At 53.2% G+C, this 21,188-nt stretch carries 21 protein-coding genes, 1 rRNA gene and 1 other annotated feature; of the genes, 9 read left to right on the forward strand and 13 right to left on the reverse strand.

Features of this window, described 5'->3' with window-relative positions; translation table 11 throughout:
• Positions 1-62 precede the first annotated feature (62 nt).
• The 4 genes from AL479_RS03065 to rluD all read right to left on the reverse strand — a co-directional run bounded on the left by AL479_RS03065 (position 63) and on the right by rluD (position 6,470).
• Positions 63-1,604, reverse strand: a 16S ribosomal RNA gene (locus AL479_RS03065).
• Between the two features lie 454 nt (positions 1,605-2,058).
• Complete coding sequence (gene clpB / locus AL479_RS03070) at positions 2,059-4,632, reverse strand: ATP-dependent chaperone ClpB (RefSeq protein WP_061075008.1); 2,574 nt, start codon at positions 4,630-4,632, stop codon at positions 2,059-2,061.
• Positions 4,633-4,761: 129 nt separating this feature from the next.
• Positions 4,762-5,493 (reverse strand): purine nucleoside phosphorylase YfiH, encoded by a 732-nt coding sequence (gene yfiH / locus AL479_RS03075; protein WP_061075009.1) that lies wholly within the window; start codon positions 5,491-5,493, stop codon positions 4,762-4,764.
• Positions 5,490-6,470, reverse strand: coding sequence for a 23S rRNA pseudouridine(1911/1915/1917) synthase RluD (rluD, locus tag AL479_RS03080; RefSeq protein ID WP_042999700.1), 981 nt, complete (start codon positions 6,468-6,470; stop codon positions 5,490-5,492). The genes yfiH and rluD overlap by 4 nt, the downstream gene beginning before the upstream one ends.
• Positions 6,471-6,601: 131 nt before the next feature.
• On the opposite strand from rluD, the gene bamD reads away from it, so the two are divergent.
• From bamD to pheA, 4 genes are all read left to right on the forward strand, one after another.
• Positions 6,602-7,339, forward strand: coding sequence for an outer membrane protein assembly factor BamD (gene bamD / locus AL479_RS03090; protein WP_046485364.1), 738 nt, complete (start codon positions 6,602-6,604; stop codon positions 7,337-7,339).
• 271 nt (positions 7,340-7,610) lie between these two features.
• Positions 7,611-7,949 carry a ribosome-associated translation inhibitor RaiA gene (raiA, locus tag AL479_RS03095; protein WP_003031244.1) on the forward strand — a complete coding sequence of 113 codons (339 nt, stop codon included), beginning with the start codon at positions 7,611-7,613 and terminating at the stop codon, positions 7,947-7,949.
• Between the two features lie 102 nt (positions 7,950-8,051).
• Positions 8,052-8,176, forward strand: a sequence feature (Phe leader region).
• Entirely contained in the window at positions 8,053-8,100 is a 48-nt protein-coding gene (gene pheL / locus AL479_RS03100; protein WP_001386991.1) for a pheA operon leader peptide PheL, read from the forward strand. (Overlaps the previous feature by 48 nt.)
• 22 nt (positions 8,177-8,198) lie before the next feature.
• Positions 8,199-9,359 (forward strand): bifunctional chorismate mutase/prephenate dehydratase, encoded by a 1,161-nt coding sequence (gene pheA / locus AL479_RS03105; RefSeq protein WP_061075010.1) that lies wholly within the window; start codon positions 8,199-8,201, stop codon positions 9,357-9,359.
• Positions 9,360-9,461: 102 nt separating this feature from the next.
• Here pheA and tyrA read toward each other — a convergent pair whose 3' ends face one another.
• Complete coding sequence (tyrA, locus tag AL479_RS03110; RefSeq protein WP_061075011.1) at positions 9,462-10,583, reverse strand: bifunctional chorismate mutase/prephenate dehydrogenase; 1,122 nt, start codon at positions 10,581-10,583, stop codon at positions 9,462-9,464.
• A gap of 10 nt (positions 10,584-10,593) precedes the next feature.
• Entirely contained in the window at positions 10,594-11,664 is a 1,071-nt protein-coding gene (gene aroF, locus AL479_RS03115; protein WP_042325901.1) for a 3-deoxy-7-phosphoheptulonate synthase AroF, read from the reverse strand.
• Between the two features lie 214 nt (positions 11,665-11,878).
• Between aroF and AL479_RS03120 the strand changes: the two genes are divergently transcribed.
• The 4 genes from AL479_RS03120 (at position 11,879) to AL479_RS03135 (ending at position 14,626) form a co-directional block, all read left to right on the forward strand.
• Positions 11,879-12,253, forward strand: coding sequence for a DUF2799 domain-containing protein (locus AL479_RS03120; RefSeq protein ID WP_061075012.1), 375 nt, complete (start codon positions 11,879-11,881; stop codon positions 12,251-12,253).
• Between the two features lie 140 nt (positions 12,254-12,393).
• Complete coding sequence (locus AL479_RS03125; protein WP_061075013.1) at positions 12,394-12,912, forward strand: YfiR family protein; 519 nt, start codon at positions 12,394-12,396, stop codon at positions 12,910-12,912.
• Positions 12,905-14,128 (forward strand): diguanylate cyclase DgcN, encoded by a 1,224-nt coding sequence (gene dgcN, locus AL479_RS03130; protein WP_061075014.1) that lies wholly within the window; start codon positions 12,905-12,907, stop codon positions 14,126-14,128. The genes AL479_RS03125 and dgcN overlap by 8 nt, the downstream gene beginning before the upstream one ends.
• Positions 14,129-14,143: 15 nt before the next feature.
• Complete coding sequence (locus tag AL479_RS03135; RefSeq protein ID WP_061075015.1) at positions 14,144-14,626, forward strand: OmpA family protein; 483 nt, start codon at positions 14,144-14,146, stop codon at positions 14,624-14,626.
• Positions 14,627-14,629: 3 nt separating this feature from the next.
• Here the strand turns inward: AL479_RS03135 and AL479_RS03140 are convergent, their stop codons facing one another.
• From AL479_RS03140 to ffh, 7 genes are all read right to left on the reverse strand, one after another.
• The gene (locus tag AL479_RS03140; RefSeq protein WP_061075016.1) at positions 14,630-15,988 is read right to left on the reverse strand and encodes a PepSY-associated TM helix domain-containing protein; all 1,359 of its coding nucleotides are present in this window, start codon (positions 15,986-15,988) and stop codon (positions 14,630-14,632) included.
• Positions 15,989-16,044: 56 nt separating this feature from the next.
• Entirely contained in the window at positions 16,045-16,461 is a 417-nt protein-coding gene (locus AL479_RS03145) for a DUF2946 domain-containing protein (RefSeq protein ID WP_061075017.1), read from the reverse strand.
• A gap of 135 nt (positions 16,462-16,596) precedes the next feature.
• Complete coding sequence (gene rplS, locus AL479_RS03150) at positions 16,597-16,944, reverse strand: 50S ribosomal protein L19 (protein WP_012134695.1); 348 nt, start codon at positions 16,942-16,944, stop codon at positions 16,597-16,599.
• Positions 16,945-16,984: 40 nt separating this feature from the next.
• On the reverse strand, positions 16,985-17,752 hold the full coding sequence (trmD, locus tag AL479_RS03155) for a tRNA (guanosine(37)-N1)-methyltransferase TrmD (protein ID WP_042999689.1): 768 nt from the start codon (positions 17,750-17,752) through the stop codon (positions 16,985-16,987).
• Positions 17,753-17,796: 44 nt separating this feature from the next.
• A complete protein-coding gene (gene rimM / locus AL479_RS03160) occupies positions 17,797-18,345 on the reverse strand; it encodes a ribosome maturation factor RimM (protein ID WP_061077919.1) in 549 nt (182 codons plus the stop codon).
• A gap of 18 nt (positions 18,346-18,363) precedes the next feature.
• Entirely contained in the window at positions 18,364-18,612 is a 249-nt protein-coding gene (gene rpsP, locus AL479_RS03165) for a 30S ribosomal protein S16 (protein ID WP_042325918.1), read from the reverse strand.
• A gap of 253 nt (positions 18,613-18,865) precedes the next feature.
• On the reverse strand, positions 18,866-20,227 hold the full coding sequence (ffh, locus tag AL479_RS03170) for a signal recognition particle protein (protein ID WP_042325920.1): 1,362 nt from the start codon (positions 20,225-20,227) through the stop codon (positions 18,866-18,868).
• A 165-nt stretch (positions 20,228-20,392) separates the two neighbouring features.
• Here ffh and AL479_RS03175 point away from each other — a divergent pair, with 165 nt between their 5' ends.
• Positions 20,393-21,184 (forward strand): cytochrome C assembly family protein, encoded by a 792-nt coding sequence (locus tag AL479_RS03175; RefSeq protein ID WP_061075018.1) that lies wholly within the window; start codon positions 20,393-20,395, stop codon positions 21,182-21,184.
• Positions 21,185-21,188 lie beyond the last annotated feature (4 nt).

Here is a 21,188-nt window from a genome sequence, read left to right on the forward strand (position 1 = left end):
CCTTGCTATTCACTTTTCATCAGACAATCTGTGTGGGCACTGCAAAGGCAGGTTCTTTAAGGTAAGGAGGTGATCCAACCGCAGGTTCCCCTACGGTTACCTTGTTACGACTTCACCCCAGTCATGAATCACAAAGTGGTAAGCGCCCTCCCGAAGGTTAAGCTACCTACTTCTTTTGCAACCCACTCCCATGGTGTGACGGGCGGTGTGTACAAGGCCCGGGAACGTATTCACCGTGGCATTCTGATCCACGATTACTAGCGATTCCGACTTCATGGAGTCGAGTTGCAGACTCCAATCCGGACTACGACATACTTTATGAGGTCCGCTTGCTCTCGCGAGGTCGCTTCTCTTTGTATATGCCATTGTAGCACGTGTGTAGCCCTGGTCGTAAGGGCCATGATGACTTGACGTCATCCCCACCTTCCTCCAGTTTATCACTGGCAGTCTCCTTTGAGTTCCCGGCCGGACCGCTGGCAACAAAGGATAAGGGTTGCGCTCGTTGCGGGACTTAACCCAACATTTCACAACACGAGCTGACGACAGCCATGCAGCACCTGTCTCACAGTTCCCGAAGGCACGTTCTCATCTCTGAAAACTTCTGTGGATGTCAAGACCAGGTAAGGTTCTTCGCGTTGCATCGAATTAAACCACATGCTCCACCGCTTGTGCGGGCCCCCGTCAATTCATTTGAGTTTTAACCTTGCGGCCGTACTCCCCAGGCGGTCTATTTAACGCGTTAGCTCCGGAAGCCACGCCTCAAGGGCACAACCTCCAAATAGACATCGTTTACGGCGTGGACTACCAGGGTATCTAATCCTGTTTGCTCCCCACGCTTTCGCACCTGAGCGTCAGTCTTCGTCCAGGGGGCCGCCTTCGCCACCGGTATTCCTCCAGATCTCTACGCATTTCACCGCTACACCTGGAATTCTACCCCCCTCTACGAGACTCAAGCCTGCCAGTTTCGAATGCAGTTCCCAGGTTGAGCCCGGGGATTTCACATCCGACTTGACAGACCGCCTGCGTGCGCTTTACGCCCAGTAATTCCGATTAACGCTTGCACCCTCCGTATTACCGCGGCTGCTGGCACGGAGTTAGCCGGTGCTTCTTCTGCGGGTAACGTCAATGGCTAAGGTTATTAACCTTAACCCCTTCCTCCCCGCTGAAAGTACTTTACAACCCGAAGGCCTTCTTCATACACGCGGCATGGCTGCATCAGGCTTGCGCCCATTGTGCAATATTCCCCACTGCTGCCTCCCGTAGGAGTCTGGACCGTGTCTCAGTTCCAGTGTGGCTGGTCATCCTCTCAGACCAGCTAGGGATCGTCGCCTTGGTGAGCCGTTACCTCACCAACAAGCTAATCCCATCTGGGCACATCTGATGGCAAGAGGCCCGAAGGTCCCCCTCTTTGGTCTTGCGACGTTATGCGGTATTAGCTACCGTTTCCAGTAGTTATCCCCCTCCATCGGGCAGTTTCCCAGACATTACTCACCCGTCCGCCACTCGTCAGCGAAGCAGCAAGCTGCTTCCTGTTACCGTTCGACTTGCATGTGTTAGGCCTGCCGCCAGCGTTCAATCTGAGCCATGATCAAACTCTTCAATTTAAGTTTGATGCTCTTAGAATTAAACGTCGTAATGAATTACGTGTTCACTCTTTGAGACTTGGTATTCATTTTTCGTCTTGCGACGTTAAGAATCCATGTCACTCTGAGTGCCCACACAGATTGTCTGATAAATTGTTAAAGAGCAGTGCCGCTTCGCTTTTTCTCAGCGGCGCGGGGTGTGCATAATACGCTTTCCCGCTTCAGAGTCAAGCATTTATTTCGCTTTTCTCTGTGGGCGTTCATCTCTGAAGCCCGCTGACCCGGCGGCTTGCGTGCCGTTGTTCCGTGTCAGTGGAGGCGCATTATAGGGAGTTATTTCGGGCTGACAAGTCAAAAATACAAAAAACTTATCAACCGCTCACTTTCCAGGCAAATCACCCTATAAACCGTCATTTTAGCCTGGTTTTTAAACAAAAATGGGCTCCGAAGAGCCCATTTATTATTTCATCAAGCATTACTGTACTGCGACAATCCGATCGTCGTTTACTTCAAGACGAATCGTTTTGCCTGGAATTAACTCACCAGACAGGATTTGCTGCGCCAGCGGGTTTTCGATCTGCTGCTGGATTGCACGTTTCAACGGACGCGCCCCATACACCGGATCATAACCATTTGCGCTCAGCAGTTTCAGCGCTTCATCGGAGATGTGGATTTCATAGCCACGCTCTTCCAGACGTTTGTACAGACGCTGCAGTTGGATCTGTGCAATAGACGCGATGTGTTGTTCACCCAACGGATGGAATACCACAACCTCATCTATACGGTTGATGAATTCCGGGCGGAAGTTGTGACTCACCACACCTAACACCAGGTCTTTCATATGGCTGTAGTCGAGATCGCCGAAGCGTTCCTGAATCAGGTCGGAACCCAGGTTAGAGGTCATAATGACCACCGTATTACGGAAGTCGACCGTTCTCCCCTGCCCATCGGTCAGACGACCATCATCCAGTACCTGCAGAAGAATGTTGAACACATCAGGATGCGCTTTCTCAACTTCATCAAGCAGAATAACGGAATAAGGACGACGACGAACCGCTTCTGTCAGGTAGCCCCCCTCTTCATAACCGACATATCCCGGAGGCGCCCCCACCAGACGTGATACGGAGTGTTTCTCCATAAACTCGGACATGTCGATTCGCACCATCGCGTCATCACTGTCAAACATAAAGTTTGCCAGCGCCTTACACAGTTCGGTTTTACCGACCCCGGTTGGGCCGAGGAACAGGAACGAACCAATCGGACGGTTTGGATCGGCAAGACCCGCACGGCTACGACGAATCGCATTCGATACCGCTTCCACCGCTTCATTCTGCCCGATCACGCGGCTATGTAACTCTTGCTCCATACGCAACAGTTTTTCGCGCTCGCCTTCCAGCATTCTCGCGACCGGAATACCGGTCCAGCGCGCCAACACTTCGGCAATTTCCGCATCCGTCACTTTATTACGCAACAGACGCATGGTTTTACCTTCCGACTGCGTCGCAGCTTCCAGCTGTTTTTCCAGCTCAGGAATTTTGCCGTACTGCAGTTCTGACATCCGCGCCAGATCGCCAACACGACGCGCCTGTTCAATGGCAATCTTCGCCTGTTCCAGTTCGGCTTTGATCGTTTGTGTTCCGGAGAGCGACGCTTTTTCCGCTTTCCACTCTTCTTCTAATTCAGAGTACTGACGCTCTTTGTCGTCCAGCTCTTCGTTGAGCATGTCGAGACGTTTTTTACTCGCCTCATCAGACTCTTTCATCAACGCCTGCTGCTCCAGTTTGAGCTGGATAATACGGCGGTCGAGTCTGTCCAGCTCTTCCGGCTTAGAGTCAATCTGCATACGGATGCTGGATGCCGCTTCATCGATCAGGTCGATGGCTTTATCCGGCAACTGGCGATCGGCAATGTAACGATGAGACAGCGTGGCTGCCGCGACGATCGCCGGGTCAGTAATCTGCACATGGTGATGCAGTTCATAACGTTCTTTCAGACCACGCAGTATCGCAATGGTATCTTCCACTGACGGCTCAGCCACGAACACTTTCTGGAAACGACGTTCCAGCGCCGCATCTTTTTCGATGTACTGCCGATACTCGTCGAGCGTTGTCGCCCCTACGCAGTGCAGTTCCCCACGCGCCAGCGCCGGTTTCAGCATGTTCCCGGCATCCATTGCGCCATCCGCTTTACCTGCGCCCACCATGGTGTGCAATTCGTCGATAAACAGGATGACATTCCCTTCCTGTTTGGCGAGATCGTTGAGTACACCTTTTAAGCGTTCTTCAAATTCACCGCGGTATTTTGCCCCTGCCACCAGCGCGCCCATATCCAGCGCCAGTACGCGACGGCCTTTTAACCCTTCAGGGACTTCACCATTAATGATTCGCTGTGCCAGTCCTTCAACAATCGCCGTTTTACCGACGCCAGGCTCACCGATTAATACCGGGTTGTTTTTTGTACGACGTTGCAGAACCTGAATGGTCCGGCGGATCTCTTCATCACGGCCGATAACCGGGTCAAGTTTGCCCTGTTCGGCACGCTCGGTCAGATCGACTGTGTATTTTTTCAAGGCCTGACGTTGGTCTTCAGCCCCCTGGTCGTTCACGCTTTCACCTCCACGCATTTGTTCAATTGCCTGAGTAATATTAGCGGTCGTTGCGCCAGCCGATTTCAGTAAATCGGGCAGTGTGCCACGCGACTCAAGCGCCGCCAGAACGAACAGTTCTGACGAAATAAAATTGTCCCCTCGCTTTTGCGCCAGCTTGTCGCAAAGATTCAGTACACGTACCAGATCCTGAGAGGGCTGGACGTCGCCACCGGTGCCTTCCACTTGCGGTAAACGACTCAACGCCTGATCGATGGCGGTGCGTAACTGTCCGGCATTAATACCGGCAGAGGTTAATAAAGGACGTACCGATCCCCCTTCCTGATTCAGCAAGGCGCTCATTAAATGAAGAGGTTCGATGAATTGGTTGTCGTGCCCCAGTGCGAGCGACTGGGCATCGGCAAGAGCAAGCTGGAATTTGTTAGTAAGACGATCCAGACGCATAACTCCTCCCATAACAGGTCAAATTTGCTACTGGAGATTAAATGAGGTCATCCCTCAATTATTCAAGGTTATTGACCTGAATTATGTGAAAAGAAAATTACACGTACCGGATCGTCTTGATTCTTTAGGTTATATCAGCCAAATAAAACTTGCCATACGCCCCGTGGTCTTGTCGCGACGATAAGAGAAGAAAGTCTCATTTTCACTAAAAGTACAGCGGTCGCCGCCATAAATTTGCTCAACGCCGACATTTGCCAGGCGCTGACGGGCAAGCTGATAAATATTCGCCAGATATTTTTCGCCGTGAGGCGCAAAGGCTTCATGCGCATTAGCCTCTTTGGCGACAAACGCCTCGCGCACCTCTGGTCCGACTTCAAACGCCGCAGGACCAATCGCCGGGCCTAACCAGGCAAGAATATTTTCAGGCTTATCCGCAAAGCAGGCCACCGTCTCTTCCAGTACGCCTTCACATAATCCACGCCAGCCCGCATGGGCTGCCGCCACCTCCGTTCCTGCCCGATTACAAAAGAGTACGGGCAGACAGTCCGCCGTCATTACCGCACAAACGGTACCCGGCGTATTACTGTATGACGCATCCGCCCGTTTAGAGGCGTAAGGCTCGCCGGTCAGCTTCAGGACATCTTTTCCATGCACCTGTTCCAGCCAGACCGGTTTTGAAGGCAGATTGCCCGCAGCAAACAGACGTCTACGGTTCTCTTCGACATGCTCCGGGTTATCGCCACAGTGGGCGCCCAGATTTAAAGCATTATACGGCGGCAAACTCACACCGCCGGTACGGGTCGAACTGCAGGCCGCCACACCGTTCGGCAGGGGCCACTGCGGGACAATAAGCTCACTCATAGCCAGGCCACGTCATCCTTATGCTCTTCGAAATCCGCACGCATCGCGTCAATCAGTTCAACCATATCCTGCGGGATCGGGGCATGCCATTCCATTTCGATACCGGAAATCGGGTGATACAGACGCAGCATGGTGGCATGTAGCGCCTGACGATCGAATTTACGCAATGTCGAGATAAATGCCTCCGACGCGCCTTTCGGCGGACGCGGACGGCCACCGTATACCTGATCGCCCACCAGCGGATGGGTAATATGCGCCATATGCACGCGGATCTGGTGCGTACGTCCGGTCTCCAGACGCAAGCGCAGACGCGTGTGCACACGGAAGTGTTCCATGATGCGATAGTGCGTGACCGCCGGTTTACCCATCGGATGCACCGCCATATGAGTACGCTTCGTTGGGTGACGGCTGATAGGTTCTTCCACCGTGCCGCCAGCCGTCATATGACCGATCGCTACCGCTTCGTATTCACGGGTGATCTCACGCAGTTGTAGCGCTTCCACCAGCCGCGTTTGCGCCGGGACAGTTTTCGCAACCACCATCAGCCCGGTGGTGTCTTTATCCAGGCGATGGACAATACCTGCGCGTGGAACATCAGCAATCGGCGGATAATAATGCAGTAACGCATTCAGAACCGTGCCGTCCGGGTTGCCCGCGCCAGGGTGAACAACCAGATCGCGTGGCTTGTTGATAACAATGATGTCATCATCTTCATAAACGATATCCAGTGGGATATCCTGAGGCTCGAAGCGGATTTCTTCATCGATTTCAGCATCGATGGCGACTCGTTCGCCGCCTAACACTTTTTCTTTAGGTTTGTCGCAAAGTTTACCGTTGACCAGCACGCGCCGATCAAGAATCCAATCTTTTATGCGCGATCGCGAATAATCAGGGAACATTTCGGCCAAAGCTTGATCTAAGCGTTGACCGAGTTGATTTTCGGATACCGTTGCGGTGAGTTGTACTCGTTGTGCCATATACAGCTTCTTCGTTTAACGTTGGGTTTTACGGCTTTGCCGTTTAATATAGTGTGCTATTGTAGCTGGTCTTAACCGGGAGCAGGAACAGAGAATCTCCCGTAAAACATTTTGAGGAAAGTCAAAACGTCATGACGCGCATGAAATATCTGGTGGCAGCAGCCACGTTGAGCCTGTTTTTGGCGGGTTGCTCTGGTTCAAAGGAAGAGGTGCCCGATAATCCGCCTAATGAAATCTACGCGACTGCTCAGCAAAAGCTGCAGGACGGTAACTGGAAACAGGCAATAACGCAATTGGAAGCGTTGGATAACCGCTATCCATTTGGTCCTTATTCTCAGCAGGTGCAGTTAGATCTCATCTACGCCTACTACAAAAACGCCGATCTGCCGCTTGCTCAGGCTGCCATCGATCGCTTTATCCGCCTGAACCCGACTCATCCTAACATTGATTATGTCATGTATATGCGTGGCCTGACCAATATGGCGTTAGATGACAGCGCATTACAAGGGTTCTTTGGTGTTGATCGTAGCGACCGTGACCCTCAACATGCACGAGCTGCGTTCAATGACTTTTCGAAACTGGTTCGCGGTTATCCGAACAGCCAGTACACCACCGATGCCACCAAACGTCTGGTGTTCCTGAAAGATCGTCTGGCGAAATATGAGTACTCCGTTGCGGATTACTACACCCAGCGCGGTGCATGGGTTGCCGTGGTTAACCGTGTAGAAGGTATGCTGCGCGATTTCCCGGATACGCAGGCAACGCGTGATGCCCTGCCGCTGATGGAAAATGCCTATCGCGAAATGCAGATGACGGCGCAGGCTGACAAAGTGGCGAAGATTATCGCCTCCAACAGCAGCAACACCTGATCGATTTTCAGATGCAAAAACGGCAGCTCCGAGGCTGCCGTTTTTTTATCCGTTTCGCGTCGTGGCGCTGATGACTTTTGCGTGACGCAACCCATCAAATATGGCCTGCTTTCTGGCTTTCCTCAAGTTAAAAATCACCTCTTCCTGCGATAACTCACAAAAAGGTACCCTTGACAAAAAGTGACAAAATAATGTGATTCAAATCACACATTTTGACATTAGGAACGGTATGCTGGAATCACCAAGACGGGAAAGACAAGAGGTAAAATTTATGACAATGAACATTACCAGTAAACAAATGGAAATTACTCCGGCAATTCGCCAACATGTCGCAGACCGTCTCGCCAAACTTGAAAAATGGCAAACCCATCTCATTAATCCACATATCATTCTGTCCAAGGAGCCACAGGGTTTCATCGCTGATGCCACCATCAATACACCGAACGGACATCTGGTCGCCAGCGCAAAACACGAAGATATGTATACCGCTATTAACGATTTGATCAACAAGCTGGAACGGCAGCTCAATAAAGTGCAGCACAAAGGCGAAGCCCGTCGTGCAACAACTTCAGTAAAAGACGCCAACTTCGTCGAAGCAGAAGAAGAGTAGTCCCTTACATTGAGTGTATCGCCAACGCGCCTTCGGGCGCGTTTTTTGTTGACAGGGTGAAAACAGTACAGGTACTTTACTGACATCACTTAAGGAAACTGATATGAAACACACCCCGTTCTTCTTCGCATTCTTTTTTACCTTCCCCTGAATGGGAGGCTTTCGTCGTGTGAAAAAGAATGCGAAGACGAACAATAAGGCCTCCCACACCGGGGGGCCTTTTTTATTGATAACAATAAAGGCAACACTATGACATCGGAAAACCCATTACTGGCGCTGCGCGATAAAATCAGCGCACTGGATGCAAAATTGCTGGCGTTACTGGCCGAGCGACGTGGGCTGGCGGTTGAAGTCGGCAAAGCCAAGCTTGAATCCCATCGCCCGGTGCGGGATATCGACCGCGAGCGCGATCTACTGGACAGATTGATTACGCTTGGCAAAGCCCATCATCTGGATGCGCACTACATCACTCGCCTTTTTCAACTCATCATCGAAGACTCCGTTCTCACCCAGCAGGCGCTGCTCCAGCAACATCTGAATAAGATCAACCCACATTCTGCGCGCGTGGCATTCCTGGGGCCAAAAGGCTCTTACTCCCATCTCGCGGCACGTCAGTACGCGGCGCGCCACTTTGAGCAGTTTATTGAGAGCGGTTGTGCGAAGTTTGCCGATATCTTTAATCAGGTAGAAACCGGCCAGGCCGATTACGCCGTCGTCCCGATTGAAAACACCAGCTCGGGGGGGATTAACGATGTCTACGATCTACTCCAGCACACCAGTCTCTCAATTGTGGGCGAGATGACGGTGACTATCGACCACTGCGTGCTGGTTTCCGGTACCACGGACCTCGACACCATTGAGACGGTGTACAGCCATCCACAACCGTTCCAGCAATGCAGCAAGTTCCTCAGTCGTTATCCGCACTGGAAAATTGAGTACACCGAAAGCACATCCGCCGCAATGGAAAAAGTCGCTCAGGCGAACTCTCCGCATGTCGCTGCGCTCGGAAGCGAAGCCGGCGGCGGGCTGCATGGTTTACAGGTTCTTGAACGTATCGAGGCGAATCAGACGCAAAATATCACTCGTTTCATCGTGCTGGCGCGTAAAGCGATCAATGTTTCTGACCAGGTGCCAGCCAAAACAACGCTGCTGATGGCGACAGGACAACAGGCAGGCGCGCTGGTGGAAGCGCTGCTGGTGATGCGTAACCACAATCTGATCATGACCAAGCTGGAATCCCGCCCCATACACGGCAATCCGTGGGAAGAGATGTTTTATCTCGACGTCCAGGCCAATCTGGAATCCCCGCAGATGCAGAAGGCGCTCAAGGAGTTGGGCGAGATTACTCGCTCCATGAAGGTGTTGGGCTGCTATCCCAGTGAGAACGTGGTGCCGGTCGATCCGAGCTAACGTGCAACAAGGCCGGAGGGCGCTATGCCTGTCCGGCCTGCTGTTTATGTCGCGTAGACCGGATAAGACGCTTTAGCGTCGCCATCCGGCATAATCCTGCCATTACTGTCGACTGTCATTCGCCTGGCGTAACAGCGTACGACTTTCGCTCTGGAAGCGCTTCGCGTAGTCACCGAACCAGTGCTCCACTTTGCGGAAGCTGTCGATAAACGCCTGTTTATCCCCCTGCTCCAGCAGACTTATCGCATCGCCAAAACGTTTGTAGTAGCGCTTAATCAGCGCCAGATTGCTCTCCGACGACATAATGATATCGGCGTAAAGCTGTGGGTCCTGAGCAAACAGTCGCCCCACCATCGCCAGTTCAAGACGATAGATCGGCGAAGAGAGCGCCAGCAGTTGTTCAAGCTGCACGTTTTCTTCTGCCAGATGCAGACCATAGGCAAAGGTCGCAAAGTGACGCAGCGCCTGAATGAACGCCATGTTTTGATCGTGCTCGACGGCGCTAATGCGGTGCAGCCGCGCACCCCAGACCTGAATCTGCTCCAGGAACCACTGATAAGCTTCCGGATTACGCCCATCGCACCAGACCACCACCTGCTTTGCCAGGCTGCCGCTGTCCGGACCAAACATCGGGTGCAGGCCGAGCACCGGGCCAGCGTGCGCCGCCAGCATTGCCTGTAAGGGACCGTTTTTCACCGACGCCAGATCGACCAGAATACAGTCGGCTGGCAAAGGCGGTAACTTGCCGATCACCGATTCCGTCAGATGGATCGGGACGCTGACGATCACCATGCCGGCATCAGCAACGATCTCCTGCGCGCGATCCCAGTCATGCTGTTCGAGGATCCGCACCTGATAGCCCGACAGGGTGAGCATTTTCTCGAACAACCGTCCCATCTGACCGCCACCGCCGACAATCACCACCGGGCGCAGCGAAGGACACAGCGTCTTAAACCCTTTATCGTTCTCACTGGAATAGGATTCACGCATCACCCGGCGCAACACATCTTCAATCAGATCCGGCGGCACGCCGAGCGCTTCCGCTTCGGCACGGCGCGAAGCCAGCATCGAGGCTTCGCGCTCCGGTACGTAAATCGGCAGGCCAAAGCGGCTTTTGACTTCACCGACCTCAGCCACCAGTTCCAGACGGCGCGCCAGCAAATCCAGCAACGCCTTGTCTACTTCATCAATTTGATCGCGTAATGCGGTCAACTCAGCAACCATAACGAACCTCTTAAGCCTGGCGCGCCGCCAACTGACCGTTCAAGTCTTTGTTAATTTCACGCAGTAACGCGTCCGTCATTTCCCAACTGATGCAGGCATCGGTAACGGACACGCCGTACTTCATTTCGCTGCGCGGTTGCTCGGAGGACTGGTTGCCTTCGTGAATATTACTTTCAATCATCAGGCCGATAATTGAGCGGTTGCCATCTTTAATTTGCGCAACCACCGACTCCGCCACGGCAGGCTGACGACGGTAATCTTTATTGGAGTTACCATGACTGCAATCTACCATCAGTGACGGCCGCAGTCCCGCCTGCTCCATCTCTTTTTCGCACTGGGCGACATCCGCCGGGCTGTAGTTAGGCGCTTTGCCGCCGCGCAGGATCACATGCCCGTCCGGGTTCCCCTGGGTTTGCAACAGCGCAACCTGACCCGCCTGGTTAATACCGACAAAACGGTGCGATTGCGCCGCCGCGCGCATGGCGTTGATCGCCGTCGCCAGGCTGCCGTCAGTGCCGTTTTTGAAGCCCACCGGCATCGACAGACCCGATGCCATTTCACGGTGCGTTTGCGATTCCGTGGTACGCGCGCCAATCGCAGACCAGCTAAACAGATCGCCCAGGTACTGCGGGCTGTTCGGATCCAGCGCTTCCGTCGCCAGTGGCAGTCCCATGTTGACCAGTTCAAGCAGCAGCTGACGCGCAATTTTCAGACCGGCTTCAACGTCAAAGGAGCCATCCATATGAGGATCGTTAATTAACCCTTTCCAGCCAACGGTGGTACGGGGTTTTTCAAAATAGACGCGCATCACCAGATAGAGGCTATCGCTGACCTCTGCGGCAAGGGCTTTAAATCGACGAGCATATTCCAGGGCCGTTTCAGGATCGTGAATGGAGCACGGACCACACACCACTAACAGACGCGGATCGCGACCGGCAATGATGTCAGAAATGGTTTTGCGCGACTGGGCGATTTGCGCCTCTTGCGCCAGGCTCAGCGGGAATTCCGCTTTAAGTTGTTCCGGGGTCATCAGAACCTGTTCGTCGGTAATATGTACGTTGTTCAGCGCGTCTTTTTGCATGATGGCGATCCTGTTTTAGCTCGTTTGCGATAGTTTTCCTCAGTGAGGATGACGTAACGATAACACAACGAGTAAAGATATCAATCCAAAATACGTAAACATTACGTTACAACAGCGATATTTGTTCGATTAAAAGCCTAATTAATTGTACATAATAATTTACAGATGGATATTGCACGATCCGCTATGCTTTGAAAAAACAGGAGAACGAGCAATGTCGAGAAGAGTCAGTATCGCAGTCATTTTTCTGCTCAGTGGCTGCCAGATCGATCCCTATACCCACGCGCCAACATGGACCAGCACCAACTGGTATGACGCCGGTATCGAAGATGCCATTTCCGGCGTTGCGGTTAAAGATAATGAAACGCTGGCCGATAGCTTTAACGACCCGGAGGTGGATCGTCCGCAATACCTCAAAGGTTACGCAGAAGGTCAACGTAAAACCTGTCAGCAAAATTTTGCCTATGCCAGAGGCGTAACGGGGAAAACCTTCCCTGCCAGTTGCGATACCGTAGAAAATGCCAGCCAGTTGCGTGAAGCATGGCAACAAGGTGCCGATGAAAATGCTGGCTCAATACGTCTGAATTAATATTTAGTCAGATTTAGCTTAAGACACATACGTTAATCTACAAGGTATAATGACGCTCCGCAAAAATAATGTTATTTTGCTTTAAACAAAACATGGATGTATTTTGATGACTGATAAAAGATGCTGGTGAGGAAATCGTTATGTTCGCTTCTCACCGACGCCTGATGCTGTTAATGCTCTTACTGGCAGGATCGCCAGTTTTTGCGAATGACATCCCTGATACAGCGAAGAACGTTCGCACCATGGTCTCTGGCATTGTCAGCTATACGCGCTGGCCTGCCCTCTCAGGGCCGCCCAGACTGTGTATTTTCTCGTCTTCCCGGTTCGCCAACGTACTGGGAGACAGCAGTGATACGTCGCTGCCTTATCAACCCGTCATTATTAACACCGAACAAGAAGCATTAACTGCACGTTGTGATGGTGTTTATTTCGGCAGTGAATCTCCCACTGCTCAGGTTGAATTAACAAATAAATATCCGTCTAAGGCGTTGTTATTAATTGCAGAACAGAATGCCGAATGCATTATTGGTAGCGCCTTTTGCCTGATTATTAACAATAATGATGTCAGATTCGCCGTTAATCTGGATTCCTTGTCACACAGTGGCGTAAGAGTCAATCCGGATGTATTGATGCTCGCACGGAATAAAAAAAATGGATAAGGATCTTTCCCCTACCCCCCGTCCCACATTTAAGCGAGCGTTGCGACGCATCAACATCACCAGCGTGATCGTGACCATGACGCTGATCTGGCTGCTGCTATGTGCGGCCTCGGTACTGACGTTAAAACAGTATGCGCAAAGGAACCTCGAGCTCACGGCGGCGACAATGACTCACAGCCTGGAAGCTGCGCTGGTATTCACCGACGATGCCGCCGCCGCAGAAACGCTGGCCGCGCTCGGCCAACAGGGACAATTTTCCGCCGCTGAAGTGCGTGACAACAATCAGAATGTCATTGCCTCCTGGCGCTACAACGCGCATGAGAACGACGATAAGCTGGGGGATTTTATTAGTCACTGGCTCTTTCCCTTACCCGTCGCTCAGCCCGTCTGGCACAGCGGTGAGATTATCGGTGAAGTTCGACTTACCGCACGCGATAGCTTAATCAGCCACTTCATCTGGCTTTCTCTGGCGGTACTTACCGGGTCGATTCTGCTGGCCTCCGGTATTGCCATTTTGCTGACGCGTCATCTGCATCGTGGCGTGGTTGAGGCGCTGCAAAATATCACCGAGGTGGTGCACGATGTGCGTACCAACCGTAATTTCTCCCGCCGCGTCTCTGAAGAACGGATTGAAGAGTTCCACAATTTTGCCCAGGACTTCAACAGCCTGCTGGATGAAATGGAAGAGTGGCAGCTGCGTTTGCAGGCCAAAAATGCACAATTACTGCGAACGGCGTTGCACGATCCGCTGACCGGGCTGGCAAACCGGGCGGCTTTCCGTAGCAGCATCAGCGCGCTGATGAACGACAATTCCGCTCGTAGCAGCTCAGCGCTCCTGTTTCTTGATGGCGATAACTTCAAATTCGTGAATGACACCTGGGGACATGCCGCAGGCGATCGCGTGCTGATTGAAGTCGCCAGACGGCTGGCTGAATTTGGCGGCAACCGCCATATCCCTTATCGCCTCGGCGGGGATGAGTTTGCCGTCGTACTTTACGGCGTCCATTCAGACTATGAAGTCCAGCGAATCAGCGCCGCGCTGTCACAAGAGTTTAATCGTCCTTTTGACCTGCATAACGGGCATTTAGTCAGTATGACGCTGAGTATTGGTTACGCTCTGACCTGGGAGCACGCTTCCGCCGAGAAATTACAAGAACTGGCCGATCGCAATATGTATCAGGCTAAACATCAGCGCACAGAGCGCTCGATTAAATAAAAAAGGAATGCACACATGCTTAAGCGTCTTTTATCTCCACTCATTCTTGTCACGCTACTGCTGGCAGGCTGTCAGGCTCCACAGGGCAAATTCACGCCTGAGCAGGTAGCGGCCATGCAGTCGTACGGATTTACTGAATCCGCGGGAGACTGGTCCCTGGGGCTTTCCGACACCATCCTGTTTGATAAGAATGACTACACGCTGCGTGCGGAAAGCCAACAGCAGATCCAGTCGATGGCCGCTCGTCTGGCCTCAGTGGGTCTGAATCATGCGCGTATGGATGGGCATACCGATAACTACGGCGAGGACAGCTACAATGAGGCGTTATCACTCAAACGCGCCAATGTTGTGGCGGACGCGTGGTCAGAAGGCGCGAAGATTCCGCGCACCAATCTGACCACTCAGGGATTAGGGAAGAAGTACCCGATCGCCAGCAACCAGTCGGCGAAAGGTCGCGCTGAAAACCGCCGTGTCGCCGTGGTCATCAGCACGCCTTAAACCTCAGTCGGCTGACTGCGCGATTACCGCTCGTGACGCGTAAACCCAGCGCAGCCAGTCGACCAGCATAAACAGCAGCAGACTTCCCCCCAGCACCGGCATTGCCAGTCCGAGCACAATCGCCAGCAACCCGACACCCACACGCCCCCAAACGCTCAGCATGAGCCAGCTTTGAACCAGCGTCTGCGCCGGACTGGCTGATGGGCTAGCAGGGCGGCGAATCCACCACAGCCGATAGCCAATCACGATCATCAGGCAAAGGCCGACGCCAAAACCGATCAGCAGTAATTGATTCGGCAATCCCAGCAGAATACCCATATGAAAATCGACGCCCCAACGCGTCAGCTTCGCCATCAGCGGGAAGTCGGCAAACCGGGTGTGGTCGGTCACCTGCAGCGTCGTCGGGTCAACGGCAACGGCATCAACCTGCGTAGGCCAGCGGCGATCGATTTCCGTTACCGTCCAGCCGTGCTGCGCATCCTTCGGCGGGCGAATTTCCAGCCGGAGCGCATTGAGCCCCGCCGCCTGCGCGGTCTGTAATACGGTATCGAGCTGACGAATATTCACATGCGTCGCAGACATCACCATCCCGCCATGATGATCTGCATGCTCATCATGAGGTTGTTGAGGTCCATGAAGTTGAGCGTTAAGCTGTGGCGTCAGCCAGCCAAACGCCGCGCGCATTTTATCCACGTTGCCGCCTGCCCACTGCGACCAGGTCAGACCGGTAGCGGAAAACAGCAGCATTCCGACAAACAGCAGCCACCCCAGCGTAACGTGCAAGCGCCGGTGGTTCTGTACCGAATTGTTCAACCGGCGCCGGGGTCGCGTTACTGACCAGAGCGTAATACCGCCCAGCGCCGCCACCCACATCCAGGATGCCGCCAGTTCACTGTAGAGACGCCCGACCTCCCCCAACAGTAGGGAACGGTGGGCATAATCAATCCACTGCCGCAGCGGCAGGATACCGCTGGTGCCGTACACCGGCATGTCGCCTTTAACGGCCAGGGTCACTGGATCGATAAAAATGGCCCGATGTTCAGAGGCCGCCAGCGCAGGGTCAGTAAACATGACGCGCGTTGTATCACCCGGTTCCAGTCCGGGTCGGACGGCGTGCAGGCGCAGGTGCCCACCGGTCACCTGCTGCGCGATCGCAACCTGCGCCGCCAGCGATTGCGGCTCTCCCTGCGTCGTCGCGTTAAGTGCCTGAGCGTAAATGGCCTCTTCCAGCTGCGGCGTCGCCACATATAGCGTGCCGGTCAGTGCGGCAACAAAGATAAATGGCCCGACAAACAGACCGATATAGAAATGAAGGCGTCGCAGCAGGGTTATCCATGCCGCGCGCGGTGTGCAGGTCGTCATACTTTTCCTCAGAAAAAGCAAAAGAGTGTCGTGACGCTTATGCGTCAATCTTATTTTCAGAAACAGGAAAGTGAGGACCTGCGCGGCGGCGCGCGCGTATCAGGATACAGCCAGGGGAAGAAATACCAGTGTTTTACCGTCGGACGAGTGGGTTGACATTGCACTCTGAGCAGAACGCCGCAGAGCAGAATCATCATCGCCAGGATAAGCCCTGGAACATGAGCCAGTAACACACAATAGCCACAGGCTTCGCCGTGATCGACAGGCATCGGGACGGAAGGAGAATCACTGTGATGCCCGGTATGCGTCGCCATCGAACTCATCTCATGATGCATACCCGGCATCGTGCTCATCGGGTCTTTTTGCAGTGCAACGGAGATTAGCGGGGCAATGACAATCAGCAGGATCGCAAACAACGCGAGACATGCCGCGTGCCGCTGAAAACCTGACTGACGAAATTTACCGTTATTCACTGTCCCTCCCGCAGAGAACGCGGGACATTGTAAATGATTTATGAACTGAAGGTTAACATTGTGAATGTTACGGAGATAAAAAAAGGGCCAGCCAACTGGCCAGCCCTTCTAACAGGATGTCGCCTGAGCGATATCTTAGTTAAGACGCTCTTTGATACGAGCAGCCTTACCAGTACGCTCACGCAGGTAGTACAGTTTAGCTTTACGAACGGCACCACGACGTTTAACAGCAATGCTGTCAACAACCGGAGAGTGAGTCTGGAAGACACGCTCAACGCCTTCGCCGTTGGAAATTTTACGAACAGTGAATGCAGAGTGCAGACCGCGGTTACGAATAGCGATAACCACGCCCTCGAATGCCTGCAGACGTTTTTTGGAACCTTCAACAACCCATACTTTCACTTCCACGGTATCACCCGGACGGAAGGAAGGTACGTCCTGCTTCATCTGCTCTTGTTCAAGTTGCTTAATAATGTTGCTCATAATTTAATCTCTTATCCTGGGTAAACTGATAATCGGGGGCTTACGCCATCCCATCATGTTTATGTTGCTGTTGTGCGTGTTCCGTTTTGAACTCCGCCAGCAACCTTGCTTGCTCTTCAGTCAGAGCCAGGTTTTCCAGAAGTTCAGGTCTTCTAAGCCAGGTGCGGCCCAGCGACTGTTTCAAGCGCCAGCGACGTATCTCAGCATGGTTTCCTGACAGTAACACTGCCGGGACGTCCATCTCTTCTAACACTTCAGGTCGGGTATAGTGCGGGCAGTCCAGCAATCCATCCGCAAAGGAATCTTCCGTTGCCGATGCCTCATGACCCAGAACCCCCGGAATAAACCGGGAAACGGAGTCAATCAGTACCATTGCCGGTAACTCTCCACCGCTGAGAACGTAATCGCCGATTGACCATTCTTCGTCAATTTCGGTTTGGATCACGCGCTCATCTATGCCTTCGTAGCGACCACAGACCAGAATCAGCTTTTGATTCGTGGCCAGTTCGCTGACGCCTGCTTGATCAAGCTTGCGTCCCTGAGGTGACAGATAAATCACCTTAGCGCCTTCACCCGCCGCACTTTTTGCTGCATGAATGGCATCCCGTAAGGGTTGTACCATCATTAACATCCCCGGTCCGCCGCCGTAAGGACGATCGTCCACGGTACGGTGCCGGTCATGCGTGAAGTCACGAGGACTCCAGCTCTGGATGTTCAGCAGGCCATTTTTAACAGCCCGGCCAGTTACCCCGTAATCGGTAATTGCACGAAACATTTCTGGAAACAGGCTAACGATACCTATAAACACAAGCCAATCCCCATCACGCCGTCATTTACCGCTTATCCGGTGGTTTAAAAACCAGGATCCCAATCTACTTCGATAGTCCGCGTAGTGAGATCGACTTTCTTGATAACCTGCCCATCGAGGAACGGCACGAGGCGCTCCTTGATACCAAACGCATCTTTCAGGTTTGCCTTAATGACGATGACGTCATTCGATCCGGTTTCCATCATGTCGACGACGTTACCGAGATCGTAGCCTTCAGTGGTCACTACCTGGCAGCCCATCAGGTCTTTCCAGTAGTAGTCACCCTCTTCCAGTTTTGGCAGTTGCGTAGAATCCACGACAATTTCGCAATTGGTCAACAGATTCGCAGCATCCCGATCTTCAACGCCTTTCAGCTTGATGATCAGATCCTGATTGTGGTGCTTCCAGCTTTCCAGCTGTACTTGCTGCCACTGACCCGCCTTCTGGATAAACCAGGGCTGATAGTCAAAAATGCTTTCGGCGTCTTCAGTGGAAGAAAACACTCTGAGCCAACCACGAATACCGTAAGACGATCCCATTTTCCCTAAGACAATCGGGTCCACGGGTGCTTGCGCAGTGAGTTGCTTGCTCATCATGACCACCGTGACAGATTAAGCTGCTTTGCTTACTTCTTTGATCAGCGTAGCTACGCGATCAGAAATGGTCGCGCCCTGGCCAACCCAGTGAGCGATGCGATCCAGATCCAGGCGAGTGCCTTCTTCTTTTTCGCTAGCGATTGGGTTAAAGAAGCCAACGCGCTCAATGAAGCGACCGTTACGTGCGTTACGGCTGTCAGTAACAACAACCTGGTAGAACGGACGCTTTTTAGCGCCGTGACGAGCTAAACGAATAGTTACCATAACATCCTCTTGTGTGAATAAAACAACCGGGCCCCATCGAGGAACGGAGCCCGGTGTCATATTAAAAGCCCGAAAATTTTACTGATTTTTGGGGAAATTGCAATCAGCAGTTAATAACTCTGCGGCAAAAGGCCGTCGGCGGTGCAGTCAGTTCGGTGCCGGCGTGCGCACAGCCACCGGAGCGTACACGTAGTACGTGAGGATGGCGAGCACACCCCGGTGCCGAAATGGCAAATGAGCCAGGCCTTAAAGATTAGCGGCCTGGAAAACCGGGCGGCATCATCCCCTTCATACTTCTCATCATTTTGGCCATCCCGCCCTTCTTCATCTTCTTCATCATGCGCTGCATGTCGTCGAACTGTTTCAGAAGGCGGTTAACGTCCTGCACCTGCATACCGCAGCCTTGCGCGATGCGGCGTTTACGGGACCCTTTGATGATTTCCGGCTTCGCGCGCTCTTTCAGCGTCATCGAGTTGATGATCGCCTCCATGCGCACCAGCACTTTGTCATCCATCTGTGACTTCACGTTGTCCGGGATCTGCCCCATGCCCGGCAGCTTGCCCATCAGGCTCGCCATGCCGCCCATGTTTTTCATCTGGCGTAACTGTTCCAGGAAGTCGGTCAGATCAAAACCGTCGCCTTTTTTCAGTTTAGTCGCCAGCTTCTCAGCCTGCGCGCGGTCAACTTTACTTTCGATATCTTCGATCAGCGACAGCACGTCGCCCATGCCGAGAATACGTGACGCGATACGGTCCGGGTGGAACGGCTCCAGCGCCTCGGTTTTCTCGCCAACGCCGAGGAATTTGATCGGTTTGCCGGTGATGTGACGAATAGAGAGCGCGGCACCGCCACGGGCGTCACCATCGACTTTGGTCAGCACCACGCCGGTCAGCGGCAGCGCTTCATTGAACGCCTTCGCGGTATTCGCCGCATCCTGACCGGTCATCGCATCGACCACAAACAGGGTTTCTACCGGATTGATAGAAGCATGAACCTGCTTGATTTCGTCCATCATCGCTTCATCAACGTGCAGACGACCGGCGGTATCCACCAGCAGCACGTCGTAGAATTTGAGTTTGGCTTCTTTCAGCGCCGCGTTAACGATATCGACCGGCTTCTGGCCGACATCCGACGGGAAGAAATCAACGCCAACCTGCTCTGCCAGCGTCTCCAACTGTTTGATCGCCGCCGGGCGATACACGTCGGCAGAGACGACCAGCACTTTCTTCTTGTGCTTTTCGCGCAGGAATTTACCCAGCTTACCGACGCTGGTCGTTTTACCGGCGCCCTGCAAGCCCGCCATCAGCACCACGGCTGGCGGCTGCGCGGCCAGATTCAGGCTTTGGTTCTCTTCGCCCATCGCCGCCACGAGTTCGTTACGGACAATCTTGACGAACTCCTGCCCTGGCGTCAGGCTCTTGTTAACTTCATGTCCAACCGCTTTCTCTTTTACGCGATTGATAAACTCTCGCACTACCGGCAGCGCAACGTCAGCCTCCAGCAGCGCCATGCGCACTTCGCGCAGCGTCTCTTTAACGTTGTCTTCAGTAAGGCGTCCGCGGCCACTGATATTGCGCAGCGTGCGCGACAAACGATCGGTTAAATTATCAAACATTGTCTCTCGCCTGGGGTGGAAACGGTTGGTCGCTCAAGCGACACATGAACAGAATTTTGTCGCAGTATAACATGAAGCCGTCTTTGTTGTTATGCAACGGTTGGAGCCGCGGTCACGTAACGCTATACTGCTTCTCTTTCTCACTGGCCAACTGTCGACACCACTATGCCCGTTTTTGCTCTGCTCGCCCTTGTCGCCTATTCCGTCAGCCTCGCGCTGATCGTCCCCGCTCTGCTGCAAAAAAACAGCGGCTGGCGGCGTATGGCCATTCTTTCTGCGGTTGTCGCGCTGGTGTGTCACGCGATCGCGCTTGAAGCCCGCATTCTGCCGGGTGGCGATAGCGGACAAAACCTGAGCCTGCTGAACGTGGGTTCGCTGGTCAGTCTGATGATCTGTACGGTGATGACGATTGTCGCCTCACGCAATCGTGGCTGGCTGTTGCTGCCAGTGGTATATGCCTTCGCGCTGATCAATCTGGCCTTCGCGACCTTCATGCCGAACGAGTTCATCACCCACCTCGAAACCACGCCGGGGATGATGATCCACATCGGGCTGTCGCTGTTCTCCTATGCGACGCTCATTATCGCCGCGTTGTACGCGCTGCAGTTGGCGTGGATCGACTATCAGCTTAAGAACAAAAAGCTGGCGTTCAATAATGAAATGCCGCCGCTGATGAGCATCGAGCGCAAGATGTTCCACATCACGCAGATTGGCGTGGTCCTGCTTACGCTCACCCTGTGTACCGGTCTGTTTTACATGCACAATCTGTTCAGCATGGAAAATATCGACAAAGCGGTGCTCTCGATCATCGCATGGTTTGTCTATATTGTTCTGTTGTGGGGGCATTATCATGAAGGTTGGCGCGGCCGTCGTGTCGTGTGGTTCAACGTCGCGGGCGCCGGGATCCTGACGCTGGCCTACTTCGGTAGTCGAATATTGCAGCAGTTTGTCAGCTAAGCCT

The sequence above is a fragment of the Citrobacter amalonaticus genome (genome assembly GCF_001559075.2).
In the GTDB taxonomy this organism is placed as follows: domain Bacteria; phylum Pseudomonadota; class Gammaproteobacteria; order Enterobacterales; family Enterobacteriaceae; genus Citrobacter_A; species Citrobacter_A amalonaticus_F.